This window comes from Rhodanobacter ginsengisoli, from assembly GCF_042657065.1.
Lineage (GTDB): Bacteria > Pseudomonadota > Gammaproteobacteria > Xanthomonadales > Rhodanobacteraceae > Rhodanobacter > Rhodanobacter ginsengisoli.
The window spans coordinates 1,839,319-1,852,033 of sequence record NZ_JBHSNF010000001.1; the positions used below are offsets into that span (position 1 = coordinate 1,839,319).

Annotated in this window: 12 protein-coding genes; 10 read left to right on the plus strand and 2 right to left on the minus strand. The window is 66.6% G+C overall.

Going from position 1 to position 12,715, the window contains the following annotated elements; translation table 11 throughout:
• Positions 1-64: 64 nt before the first annotated feature.
• Complete coding sequence (locus ACFPPA_RS08490; RefSeq protein WP_377319180.1) at positions 65-1,099, minus strand: agmatine deiminase family protein; 1,035 nt, start codon at positions 1,097-1,099, stop codon at positions 65-67.
• A 187-nt stretch (positions 1,100-1,286) separates the two neighbouring features.
• Entirely contained in the window at positions 1,287-1,649 is a 363-nt protein-coding gene (locus ACFPPA_RS08495; RefSeq protein WP_377319182.1) for a hypothetical protein, read from the minus strand.
• A gap of 204 nt (positions 1,650-1,853) precedes the next feature.
• Between ACFPPA_RS08495 and ACFPPA_RS08500 the strand changes: the two genes are divergently transcribed.
• The 10 genes from ACFPPA_RS08500 to ACFPPA_RS08545 all read left to right on the plus strand — a co-directional run bounded on the left by ACFPPA_RS08500 (position 1,854) and on the right by ACFPPA_RS08545 (position 12,715).
• Positions 1,854-3,803 carry an ABC-F family ATP-binding cassette domain-containing protein gene (locus ACFPPA_RS08500; RefSeq protein ID WP_377319184.1) on the plus strand — a complete coding sequence of 650 codons (1,950 nt, stop codon included), beginning with the start codon at positions 1,854-1,856 and terminating at the stop codon, positions 3,801-3,803.
• 11 nt (positions 3,804-3,814) lie between these two features.
• Positions 3,815-4,732: a phosphoglycerate mutase gene (locus tag ACFPPA_RS08505; protein ID WP_377319186.1), complete on the plus strand. Its 918-nt coding sequence runs from the start codon at positions 3,815-3,817 to the stop codon at positions 4,730-4,732.
• On the plus strand, positions 4,729-6,471 hold the full coding sequence (recJ, locus tag ACFPPA_RS08510; RefSeq protein ID WP_377319188.1) for a single-stranded-DNA-specific exonuclease RecJ: 1,743 nt from the start codon (positions 4,729-4,731) through the stop codon (positions 6,469-6,471). Before ACFPPA_RS08505 ends, recJ begins: the two co-directional genes overlap by 4 nt.
• Positions 6,472-6,536: 65 nt before the next feature.
• A complete protein-coding gene (locus tag ACFPPA_RS08515; RefSeq protein WP_377319190.1) occupies positions 6,537-6,902 on the plus strand; it encodes a SpoIIAA family protein in 366 nt (121 codons plus the stop codon).
• A gap of 357 nt (positions 6,903-7,259) precedes the next feature.
• Complete coding sequence (gene asnB / locus ACFPPA_RS08520) at positions 7,260-8,942, plus strand: asparagine synthase B (protein ID WP_377319192.1); 1,683 nt, start codon at positions 7,260-7,262, stop codon at positions 8,940-8,942.
• Between the two features lie 69 nt (positions 8,943-9,011).
• Positions 9,012-10,137, plus strand: a protein-coding gene (gene prfB / locus ACFPPA_RS08525) for a peptide chain release factor 2 (protein ID WP_377319194.1) whose coding sequence is annotated in 2 segments (ribosomal slippage) — positions 9,012-9,086 and positions 9,088-10,137 — 1,125 coding nt in all. Because the reading frame shifts where the segments join, the coding sequence is not laid out codon by codon here.
• 46 nt (positions 10,138-10,183) lie between these two features.
• Positions 10,184-10,510, plus strand: coding sequence for a hypothetical protein (locus ACFPPA_RS08530; protein ID WP_377319196.1), 327 nt, complete (start codon positions 10,184-10,186; stop codon positions 10,508-10,510).
• Between the two features lie 106 nt (positions 10,511-10,616).
• Complete coding sequence (gene lysS / locus ACFPPA_RS08535) at positions 10,617-12,134, plus strand: lysine--tRNA ligase (RefSeq protein WP_377319198.1); 1,518 nt, start codon at positions 10,617-10,619, stop codon at positions 12,132-12,134.
• 3 nt (positions 12,135-12,137) lie between these two features.
• Positions 12,138-12,443 carry a YciI family protein gene (locus ACFPPA_RS08540; RefSeq protein ID WP_377319200.1) on the plus strand — a complete coding sequence of 102 codons (306 nt, stop codon included), beginning with the start codon at positions 12,138-12,140 and terminating at the stop codon, positions 12,441-12,443.
• Between the two features lie 8 nt (positions 12,444-12,451).
• Positions 12,452-12,715, plus strand: coding sequence for a BolA family protein (locus ACFPPA_RS08545; protein ID WP_377319202.1), 264 nt, complete (start codon positions 12,452-12,454; stop codon positions 12,713-12,715).

A 12,715-nucleotide genomic window follows, 5' to 3' on the forward strand; every position in this document is an offset into this window, starting at 1 on the left:
GGCTTGAGTCCTCGGCGGTGGCCTGATGTGGCAGGCCGGGAAGTTTAGCCGATGCGGGTGAAACTCAAGTCAGGCCCGCCGGCAACTGCATGGTGATGCAGTGCAGGCTGCCGTTCTGCCAGATCAGCGGGCGGCAGGGTACCTGTACGATCTCGCGACCGGGATGGGCGCTGCCGATGATGCGGGCCGCCTCGTCATCGGCCGGGTCGTCATAGGCCGGTACCAGCACCGCGCCGTTGACGATCAGGTAGTTGGCATACGAAGCCGCCAGCCGCCGGCCTTCATCGAGGATGGGCCGGGCCCAGGGCAACGGATAAAGCCGATACGGACGACCATCGGGTGTACGCAGTGCGGCCAGTTCGGTCGCCATGCGTTGCAGTTCGTCATGGTGCGGATCGCTGGCATCGGCGCAGGCCTGGTAGACGATGCGATCGTCGGGCGCAAAACGCGCCAGCGTGTCGATATGCGCGTCGGTGTCGTCGCCTTCGAGGTAGCCATAGTCCAGCCACAGCACGCGGGAAGCGTGCAGGCTGTCGCGCAGGATCGCGCTCATGTCATCGCGCGACTGGTCCGGATGACGCTGCACCAGGCAGCGCCAGGTGGTCAGTACGGTGCCTGCGCCATCGCTTTCGATGCCGCCGCCTTCCAGCGCCCAGTCGATGCGCTTGTGCGTCGCCGTGCCGAACACACCGGCCTGCACCAGTCCGGCCACCAGTGCATCGTCCTGCGCGGCGCCGAACTTGCCGCCCCAGCCGGTGAAGCGGAAATCGGTCAGCTGGAATGCGCCATGCCCGTCCTTCAGCGTGATCGGCCCGGAATCGCGCAGCCAGGTATCGTCGTAGGACAGTTGCACGAAGCGGACACGACCGGGATCGACGCCGGCCTGCTTCAGCAGGCTGTCGACGCGGGCGCGCAAGGTCTCGTCGGCAACCACGACGATCAGTTGCTGGAAACGGGTGACCGCGGCGGCGAGCGCCACGTAGGTGGATTCCACCGATGCCAGTCGGTCGGCCCAGTCGGTGCCGGCATGCGGCCACGCGATCAGCACCGCGGCCTGCGGTTCCCATTCCGCCGGCAGGCGCAAGGATTGGTCGGTCATGACGGAATTCTCGTGCGTGTAGTGTGGCGCCTGCACTGGCACCCGGTCGCGCATTTTAAGCGATAGCGCAACGACAAAACGGCAGGGCTGGCGTCTTGCACGCCCGCCGGAGGTTGCGCACAGGGATGTGCGCCAATGAAAACGCGGCCCGCGTCGCCACGGGCCGCGTCAGTCCGGGTGCGCGCGGTCAGTTGACGGCGGCGGGATGGGTGTTGTTGCCGGCCGGCGTATTGAGTACCGAGTGGATCACGTGGCTGTGTTCGAAATACACGATGAAGCCCGGGTATTCCCAGCGATTGATCTGCGGGTGCTTCCTGGTGTCGCCGCCGCGCGGCGACAACTTGCGCTGCGGCGCACCCCAGGTCTTCTCGACCTGGCTCATGCTGAGCCCGCGACGGGGCAGGTTCATGGTTTTTTCCTGCTGCACACGATGGATCAGCAGGCTGTCGCCATGCTTTGACTGTGCGGCGTGGATCGGCTGTGACAAACCGAAACCGGCGACGGCGACCATCATGGCGATGACCGGCAAACTGCTCGTGAACTTGACCATGGTTCCCCTCTCCATACAAGGCTGTATGCGGCGTCGTTGTAGCAGAACCGGTCATGCTACGCCATGCCGACCTGCGCCGATTGCGATGGGTTCGGCATTCGGCCAGCGCACGGGCAGGACCGGCTGGTTCATCGAGAATAACGCCATCACGGCTATCATGGGCGGCTGCGGGCGAATGCCTGCCCGGTCCGGATACTGTTTTTCATGATTTCGTTTCGACATTTCGCCTTGCGCCGCGGTACCCGACTGCTGCTCTCCGACATCGACCTGGTGATCCAGAGCGGCTGGCGGCTGGGTGTGATCGGTCGCAACGGCTGCGGCAAATCCAGCCTGTTCGCCGCCTTGCAGGGCAAGCTGGAGAGCGACGCCGGCGAACTGGACATGCCGGCCAAGCTGCGGCTGGCCTCGGTGGCGCAGGAAACCCCGGCGTTGCCGGACGCGGCGATCGACTACGTGCTCGGTGGCGACGAGGAACTGGCCGCGGCACTGCAGGCCGAGGCCGAGGCGGGAGAGTGCGGCGACATGGATGCGATGGCCAGGGCACACCAGCGGATCGAGGAGCTGCATGGCTACGATGGCCGCGCCCGCGCCGGCCGTCTGATGCACGGCCTGGGCTTTCCGCCGGAAACCCACGAACGCGCGGTGCAGGAGTTCTCCGGCGGTTGGCGCGGCCGGCTGAACCTGGCGCGGGCGCTGATGTGTCCGTCCGACCTGCTGCTGCTGGACGAGCCGACCAACCATCTCGATCTCGACGCCGTGTTGTGGCTGGAGGAATGGCTGCGCCGCTACCAGGGCACGTTGCTGATCATCTCGCACGATCGCGAGTTCCTCGATGGCGTCATCACCCACACGCTGCATCTCAACGACGGCAAGGCGATCCTGTACAGCGGCAACTACAGTGCGTTCGAGCGCCTGCGCGCCGAACAGTTGCGCCAGCAGCAGATCTCGCACGAGCGGGCGCAGGCCGAGCGGGCGCACCTGCAGTCCTTCGTCGATCGCTTCAAGGCCAAGGCCAGCAAGGCCAAACAGGCGCAGTCGCGGATGAAGCGGCTGGAGAAGATGGTCGGTACCGAGGCGGTGCGTGCCGAGCGGCCCTTCAGCTTCCAGTTTCCAGTGCCGGGGCGGCTGCCCGATTCGATGCTGCAGCTGGAGGACATCACGGCCGGCTATCTCGCCGATCCATCCACCCGCGGGGGGGATGCCGAGGTGGCGAACATCATCCTTGCCGACGTCCGCTTCAGCCTGGAGGCGGGTGAGCGTATCGGCCTGCTTGGCCCGAATGGCGCGGGCAAGTCCACCCTGGTGAAGACCCTGGTGGGTGAACTCGAGCCGTTCAGCGGTGAGCGCAAGGCGCACAAGGATCTGAAGATCGGCTATTTCGCCCAGCACACGGTGGAAAGCCTGCGCGAGGGCGCCAGTGCGCTGGACCATCTGCAGGACAAGGCGCCGGGTGTGGCCACCCAGGTCATGCGCGACTTTCTCGGCACCTGGAATTTTGCCGGCGAGCGGGCATTCGAATCGGTCGATGGGTTCTCCGGTGGTGAGCGGGCGCGCCTGGCACTGGCACTGATTGCATGGGACAAGCCGAACCTGCTGCTGCTGGATGAACCGACCAACCATCTCGATCTGGACATGCGCGAGGCGCTGGCCGATGCACTGGCCGACTTCGATGGTGCGCTGGTGCTGGTCTCGCACGATCGCCACCTGCTCGGCATGGTCTGCGACAGCTTCTGGCGCGTGGCCGATGGCATGGTGGAAAACTTCGACGGCGACCTGGACGACTACGCGCGCTGGCTGAAAACCCGCGGCGCGGCCAACAAGAAGGCGGCGAAGGCCGGGGCGGCGGCGCTCAAGCCGGTGGTGAAGGTGGTGAAGGTCGAGCCGGAGGTGTCGCCCGAAGAGCGGCGCCGGCAGGCCGCTGCCCAGCGCGAGAGCGAAAAGGGCTCGCGCCAGCGCGTGAAGCGGATCGAGACCCGCACCGCCAGCATCGACAACGAACTGACCGCGCTGGAGGCCCAGCTGGCCGACCCGGCGACCTACAGCGGATCCACCAGCGAGATGATGCGGCTGGGCCAGCGCCAGACCGAACTGCGGCGCGAAAAGGAAGCGCTGGAAACGGAGTGGCTGGAGCTGGTCGAGCAACTGGAAGCCTAGGACTGCGAAGGATGAAGCCGGAGCAAACGCTGCAACTATGGCTGCCTGCGCTGGCGCACTTCGAGCCGGGCCATCCGCTGCGGGCATGGCTGGTGCGCGCCGACCGACTCGACGATGGCGGCGTCGGCTACCTGGGTGGTCTTGCCGAGTACTTTCCCGGTGTCGATGCCGGCCTGCCGGCGGCGGCGATCACCCGCGAGTTTCTCGCCGGCGACGCGGCCGGAGCGGTCTGGCTTTCGGCCGATCCAGCGTGGGTGCAGCCGGACATGACCGGCGTGCGCCTGCTGGCCTGCGGCCAGCTGCAGTTGGACATGGACGAGGCGCAGGCGCTTGCCGCCGTGCTGCAGCCGGTGTTTGACGAGGCCGGGATGCGCCTGCTTGTTTCCACGCCCGATCGCTGGCATCTGCGCTTGCCGGCCGATGTGGCATTGCCTGTCTTCGCCGCGCCGGAACAGGCGCTGGGCGAGGATCTGTCGCAGCACCTGCCGCAAGGTGCCGAAGGGCGTCGCTGGCGCATCCTGCTCAACGACATCCAGGTGCTGCTGCATCGGCATCCGGCGAATGCGCAACGACGCGCGCGCGGACTGGCGCCGGTCAACAGCCTATGGCTATGGGGCGGCGGCACGCTGCCGAGCCCACTGGGCAGCGCGCTGCACGGCGTGACCGGCGACGACCTGCTGTTGCGCGCACTGGCCTGGCGCGCCGGCTTGGCCCAGCACCCCCGCAGCGTGGAAACCGTTGCCGCGGCCACGCCGGGCTGGCTGATCGATCTGCAGGATCTGCCCGCCGGCGAGATCGCCGCGAACTGGTGGCCGACGCTGCAGCCGCTGCTGGGCCGCCATCCGGTCACGCTTCACTTCGGTAGCGGCGAACGCTGGCAGCACCGGCCCTGGCATCGCTGGCGGCTCTGGCGCGGGGCAGGGCGTTGAGCGCGCTGCAGTTGCGCCGGCGCGAGCGCAAGGGCACGCCCGAGGGCTGGCCGGCCTCCGTCCATCCGGTACTGCAACAGGTCTACGCCGCGCGCGGCGTGCTGACCCCGGCGCAGGTCGAACACCGGCTGGCACGCATGCTGTCGCCGCAAACCCTCGGGGGGATGAACCAGGCCATCGATCTGCTGGTCGAGGCGATCCGCGGCGACTGGACGATCCTGATCGCCGGCGACTACGACTGCGATGGCGCCACCGGCACCGCCGTGGCCGTGCGTGGCCTGCGCCTGCTCGGTGCCAGGCGGGTGAGCTACGCGATACCAAACCGCTTCGTGCACGGCTACGGACTCAGTCCCGCCCTGGTCGAATCGCTGCAACCCACGCCGCAACTGATCGTCACCGTCGACAACGGCGTGGCCAGCGTGGCCGGCGTGGCCGCGGCGAAGGCCCGCGGCATCCGGGTGATCGTCACCGATCACCATCTGCCCGGTGAGCAACTGCCGGCCTGCGACGCGATGGTCAACCCGAACCTGGCCGGCGACCCGTTCCCGAGCAAGATGCTGGCCGGGGTGGGGGTGATGTTCTACCTGCTGCTCGCGCTGCGTGCCCGGATGTATCCCAGCGATCATCCTGATCGCGAGGGTCACGAGGCGGCTGTTCAAAAGAGCGTGCGCCCTGATCTTTCGGCACTGCTCGATCTGGTGGCGCTGGGTACCGTGGCGGATCTGGTGCCGCTGGATTTCAACAACCGGGTGCTGGTCGAGGCGGGGTTGCAGCGGATCCGCGGCGGCCGCGCCTGCGCCGGCATCACCGCCTTGGTCGAATCCGGCAAGCGCAGCCTGGCGACGCTGTGTGCCAGCGATCTCGGCTTCGCCGTCGGCCCGCGTCTGAACGCGGCAGGGAGACTGGAGGACATGCGCCTGGGCGTGGAATGCCTGCTCACCGATGACGTCGGCCAGGCCCGTCGCTACGCCGAGCAGCTCAGCGCGATCAACCTGGAGCGCCGCGACCTGCAGGCCTCGATGGTGGCCGAGGCCGAGCGAATGGTGGTCGGCCTGACCGACATCGAGGCGATCGGCGTGGCGTTGTACGAGCCGTCGTGGCATGCCGGCGTGATCGGGCTGGTGGCGTCCAAGCTGAAGGATCGGCTGCACCGGCCGGTGATCGCGTTCGCGCCGGCCAGCGAGGACGACACGGACAGCCTGCGTGGCTCGGCGCGCTCCATCTCCGGCTTCCACATCCGCGACGCGCTGGCCGCGATCGACGCACGCCAGCCGGGCTTGATCGAACGTTTCGGCGGCCATGCGATGGCGGCCGGGCTCAGCCTCAAGGCCATCGACTACCCGCGTTTCGCGGCCGCGTTCGATGCGATCGCGCGCGAACTGATCGAGCCCGAGCGGCTGCAGGCCGTGCTGTATACCGATGGCGAACTGCCGCCCGGTGCCGCTTCGCTGGCGCTGGCCCGGCAGCTGCGCCAGGCCGGCCCGTGGGGGCAGGCGTTCCCCGAGCCGCTGTTCGACAACCTGTTCGATTGCGCCAGCTGGAAGGTGATGGGCGAACGCCACCTGCGCCTGCAACTGCGCGACCCCCGTGACGGCGCATTGCATGAGGCGGTGATGTTCAACGCGTATCATGGCCAGCCGCCACCGCCACGATTGCGCGCCGCCTACGAACTGACCATCAACGACTGGCAGGGCCGCGAGACGCCGCGGCTGCTGCTGCGGCACATCGAACCGGCCTGAGCGCACTTGCACGTTTTTCACGCGGCGTGACCCAGACTGGCATCCACCCACCAAGGAGAACGCTCGTGATCGCACAGATCGAAGGATTGCCTGCTGGAACGGTGGGCTTCCGCGCCCATGGCCAGGTGACGGCGGCCGACTACGAAAACGTCATCGTGCCGGATGTCGAGGCCGCGTTCGCGCTCAATCGCAAGTTGCGCATGCTGTACGTCACCGCCGAGGATTTCACCGGCTTCGACCCCGGAGCGATGTGGGACGACGCCAAGCTGGGCATGCGTCATTTCAGCAGCTGGGAGCGCATCGCCCTGGTGACCGACGTCGGCTGGCTGCGCACGGCGGCGACCGCATTCGGCTTTGCCGTCCCGGCCCAGTTCCGGCTGTTCCACAATGCCGAGCTGGACGAAGCCACGCGCTGGCTGACCGAGAAGTAGTCCGTGCCGGCCGCGTCCAGCCAGCGGACCGTCATGCCGTCGTCAGGCGCACTTGCCAACGCCTGCCCGATCTGTTCAAGTTGGCCCATGCATTCCGTCGCCGTCCGCTTCCAGAACCCCTCCGTGCCCAGTGCGCGGGGCATCCTGCTGGCCGGCAACAATAATCGCGCGAACAATAACGCCAACCACTGGCGGGCCCGCGCGTAGCAGCAAGTCTCCACGAATCACGCGACGAAGGCCCGCCCAGTGCGGGCCTTCTGCTTTTCGTTTCACGCAAATCCGATCGCGAGCAGCAAAACCGGTCTTCCATGGCCGGACTTTTCAACCAGGCCGGTAACCCATCAAAGGACAGCGAGCATGTGTGCAATTTTCGGAATATTCGACCTGCAACCCGGCGATGACCTGGTCGCATTGCGGCGGCTGGCGCTCGACCTGTCACAGCGCCAGCGCCACCGGGGGCCGGACTGGAGTGGCGTATACGTCGACGCCGGCGTTATCCTGGTGCACGAGCGGCTGGCGATCGTCGATCCGGCCAGCGGCGCGCAGCCGCTGCGTTCCCGCGACGATGCCCTGGCGCTGGCGGTCAACGGCGAGATCTACAACCACCGCGAGCTGCGCGCCGGCAGCGCCTACGACTTCACCACCGGCTCGGACTGCGAGGTGATCAACGCGCTGTATCGCGACCTCGGCGCGGACGGCTTCATCGAGCAGGGCGTGTCACGACTCAATGGCATCTTCGCGTTTGCGCTGTGGGACGGCGAGGCCGGTCGTTACCTGATCGCCCGCGACCCGATCGGCGTATGCCCGCTGTACTGGGGCCATGATGCGCAGGGCCGGTTGTGCGTGGCCTCGGAAATGAAGGCATTGGTCGGCCTGTGTGCCGACGTGACCTCGTTCCCGCCCGGTCATGTGTACGACAGCGTCAGCGGCACATTGCAGCGCTATTACCACAAGCCGTGGCGCGAGTACGGGCAGGTGCAGGGCCGGGAAGTGGCCCCGCCGGCGTTGCGCCTGGCGTTCGAGCAGGCCGTGCATCGCCAGTTGATGACCGACGTTCCCTACGGCGTGCTGCTTTCCGGCGGGCTGGATTCCTCGCTGGTCGCCGCCTGTGCGGCGCAGTTCGCGCGCGAGCGGGTCGAGGACGACGACCGCAGCGAGGCCTGGTGGCCGCGACTGCACTCGTTCGCGATCGGGCTGGACGGCTCGCCGGACCTGGCCGCCGCCCAGGTCGCCGCCGATGCGCTGGGCACCGTGCACCACGGTTTCGTCTACACGTTCTGGGAAGGGCTGGATGCCTTGCCCGAGGTGATCCGGCATATCGAAACCTATGACGTCACCACCATCCGCGCCGCCACGCCGATGTACCTGCTGGCACGGCGGATCAAGGCGATGGGGGTGAAGATGGTGCTCTCGGGCGAGGGTTCGGACGAATTGTTCGGCGGTTACCTGTACTTCCACAAGGCACCGTCGGCCGAGGCCTTCCACGAGGAAACCGTGCGCAAGCTGGATGCGCTGCACAGCTACGACTGCCTGCGCGCGAACAAGGCGATGATGGCCTGGGGCGTGGAGGCACGGGTGCCGTTCCTGGACCTGGAATTCATCGACGTGGCGATGGGCCTGGACGCGAAATACAAGATGGCGGGCAAAGGGCGGATCGAGAAGGCGGTGCTGCGCGAGGCGTTCGATGGGGCGTTGCCGGACGCGATCCTGTGGCGGCAGAAGGAGCAGTTCAGCGACGGCGTGGGCTACGGCTGGATCGACGGCCTGAAGGCGCACGCCGAACAGCAGGTCAGCGACCGCGAGTTCGCCGCGGCGGCGGCGCGTTATCCGTTCAACACGCCGGCGACCAAGGAAGCGTACTTCTACCGGCGCATCTTCGAGCAGCATTTCCCCGGCGAGGCCTGCGCCGCCACCGTTCCCGGCGGCAAGTCGATCGCCTGCTCCTCGCCGGCGGCGCTGGCCTGGGATCCGGCCTTCGCCAACGCGGCCGATCCCTCCGGTCGGGCGGTCCGCGGCGTGCACGACAACGCACTGGCCTGAGCGGTTTGCTATCCTGTACAGCTTTACTGACGGCGCCCCAGGGCGCCCGCAACTTCACTGGCACACCACATGATCGAAACCAATCCGATCCTTGCGCAGATCGCGGACCTCCGGGCCCGCGTCGAGTCGCTTAGGGGGTATCTTTGACTACGCCACCAAAAGCGAAAAGCTGGAAGAAGTAACCCGCGAACTGGAAAGCCCCACGGTGTGGGACGACCCCGCCCGCGCGCAGGAGCTGGGTCGGGAACGCGCCCGCCTGCACACCATCGTCGACGGCATCGATACGCTCGTGGCGAGTCTGACCGATGCCAGCGAGTTGCTGGAAATGGCGATGGCGGACAGCGACGACGACACCGCGCAGTCGGTAATCGACGACCTGGTCAGGCTCGAGGCGCAGGTAGGCAAGCTGGAGTTCCAGCGGATGTTCTCCGGCAAGATGGATGCGACCAACGCGTTCGTCGACATCCAGGCCGGCGCCGGTGGCACCGAGGCGCAGGACTGGGCCGAGATGCTGTTGCGCATGTACCTGCGCTGGTGCGAGTCGCGTGGCTGGAAGACCGAGCTGATGGAAGTTTCCGGCGGCGACGTGGCCGGGATCAAGTCGGCGACGTTCCGGGTCGAGGGCGACTACGCCTACGGCTGGCTGAAGACCGAGATCGGCGTGCACCGGCTGGTGCGCAAGAGCCCGTTCGATTCGGACAACCGCCGGCATACCAGCTTCACCTCGGTGTTCGTGTCGCCGGAAGTCGACGACGACATCGAGATCGACATCAATCCGGCCGACCTGCGCACCGATGTGTACCGTTCCTCGGGCGCCGGCGGCCAGCACGTCAACAAGACCGAGTCGGCGGTGCGCATCACGCATATCCCGACCAATACCGTGGTGGCCTGCCAGACCGGCCGCAGCCAGCACGCGAACCGCGCCACCGCGATGAAGATGCTGGCGGCCAAGCTGTACGAACTGGAAGTGCAGAAGCGCAACGTCGAACGCGATGCGCTGGAAGCGACCAAGTCCGACATCGGCTGGGGCAGCCAGATCCGCAACTACGTGCTCGACCAGAGCCGGATCAAGGATTTGCGCACCGGGATCGAGCGCACCGACACGCAGAAGGTGCTGGACGGCGACCTCGACGAGTTCATCGAGGCCAGCCTGAAGTCCGGCCTCGAAGCGGGTTCCAAACGCAGCGATGCGTGAATATGGATGCGTTGAATCAGCCCGATCACCTGTAAGGAGCCACGGCATGAACAGCAAGAAGATCTGCGGAATCCTCGTCGCATTTGCTGCAGTTGCGGCGTTCAGCGGCACGGCTGGCGCGCAGCAGAGCTCATCCGGCCAGAGCGTCAAGCAGGATGCCAAGAGCGTCGGCCACAGTGTCGGTAACGGCGCCCGCGACGTCGGTCACGCGACCAAGCACGTCGCTGTCTCGGTCGGGCATGGCGCGAAGGAGGCCGGCATCGGCATCGGGCACGGCGCGAAGAAAGCCGGCATTGCCGTCGGCCACGGCGCGCGCGAGGGTTGGGATGCCACCAAGCATGCGTTCAAGAAGGTATTCAACGACGGCAACTGACGGACGGTGTGGGTCGAAAGGAAAAACTCCTGCTTCAACCGCAACCCAACCATAAACAGAGAAACGTCCGCCGCTCGGCACGAGCGGCGGACGTAACGGAATCCCCATGAGTGAAACGGCCGACACCCTCCCCATCGACGAGAACAAGCTGATCGCGGAGCGGCGCGAGAAATTGCACGCGCTGCGCGGGCAGGGCATCGCGTTTCCGAACGACTTCAAGGTCGACAGCTTCGTGGGCGACCTGCAGGTGGAGTTCGCCGACAAGGAGGCTTGCACGGCCGAGGTCATAGAAGCCGCTGCGCGCCGGGTGAAGGTGGCCGGGCGCATCGTGCTCAAGCGGGTGCAGGGCAAGGTCAGTTTCGTGCAGATGCAGGACTTCAGTGGCCGCATCCAGCTGTTCATCCACCAGGGCACGCTGGGCGAGACGTACGAGGCGTTCAAGGGTTGGGACGCGGGCGACATCGTGGGCGCCGAAGGCGTGCTGATGCGCACCAAGACCGGTGAGCTTTCCGTCCGCGTCGACCAGTTGCGGCTGCTGACCAAGAGCCTGCGTCCGCTGCCGGACAAGTTCCATGGCCTGGCCGACGTGGAACAGCGTTATCGCCAGCGCTACGTCGACCTGATCGTCACCGAGCAGGCGCGCCGTACCTTCGCGCTGCGCTCGAAGATCATCGGCTACATGCGCCAGTGGCTGGAAGCGCCAGCGCGCCGCTTCATGGAAGTGGAAACGCCGATGATGCACGTCATCCCCGGCGGCGCCACGGCCAAGCCGTTCGTGACCCATCACAACGCGCTCGACATGGAGCTGTACCTGCGCGTGGCGCCGGAGCTGTACCTGAAGCGGCTGGTGGTCGGCGGCTTCGATCGCGTCTACGAGATCAACCGCAATTTCCGCAACGAGGGCGTGTCGACCCGGCACAACCCCGAGTTCACCATGCTGGAGCTGTACCAAGCCTACGCCACTTATCACGAGATCATGGATCTCACCGAAGGGCTGATCCGCGATACCGCAAAGACCGTCCTGGGTACTACCGAGTTGAGCTGGGATGGGGTGGCGATCGACGTGGGCCCGGCGTTCCGTCGCTGGCACATGGAAGACGCGGTGCTGGAACACAACCCCGAGATCAAGCGCGAGGAACTGCGCGACCGCGAGGCGATGGCCGCGCACGCCAGGCGGATCGGCGCGCAGGTCAAGCCGGGCTATGGCTGGGGCAAGTTGCTGCTGGAAATCTTCGAGAAGACGGTCGAGCACACCCTGATCCAGCCCACCTTCATCACCGCCCACCCGGTCGAGGTGTCGCCGCTGGCGCGCGAGAGCGACACCGACCCTGGCATCACCGACCGCTTCGAACTGTTCGTGAACGGCAAGGAGCTGGCGAACGGTTTCTCCGAGTTGAACGACCCGGAAGACCAGGCCGCCCGGTTCCGGGCCCAGGTCGATGCCAAGGATGCCGGTGACGACGAGGCGATGCATTTCGACGCCGACTACATCCGCGCCCTGGAAGTGGGCCTGCCGCCCACCGGCGGTCTCGGTATCGGCATCGACCGGCTGGTGATGCTGCTGACCGACTCGTCCTCGATCCGCGACGTGCTGCTGTTCCCCTATATGCGACCGGAGGCCTGAGCCATGTGGTTTGCGATCATTGCCAATGACGTGCCGAACTCACTGGAAGCACGCAAGGCCTCGCGTCCCGCCCATCTGGCGCGCCTGCAGCAGATGCAGGACGAGGGCCGCCTGTTGCTGGCCGGGCCGTTTCCGTCGATTGCATCGGAAGACCCGGGTCCGGCCGGTTTCAGCGGCAGCCTGATCATTGCCGAATTTCCCGGCCAGGCGGAAGCGGAAAGCTGGGCTGGCGCCGATCCCTACGTCGCCGCCGGCGTGTATGCCGAGGTCAGCGTGCGTCCGTTCCGCAAGACCCTGCCGGCCGGGTGAGTGCCGCGATGACAGTGCAACCAGTCATCGAGCAGATCCGCCAGCGCCTGCAGGCTGCCTTTGCACCGACCGAGCTGGAGGTGCTGGACGAAGGCCACAAGCATGCGGGTCATGCGGGTGAGGGCAAGGGTCATTTCCACGTGCGTATCGTCAGTGCCGCGTTCACCGGTTGCGTGCCGATCAAGCGTCACCGGATGATCTATGCCGCGCTGGACGGCCTGATGAATCACGGCATTCACGCCTTGTCGATCGATGCTCGTCCCGATGAATAA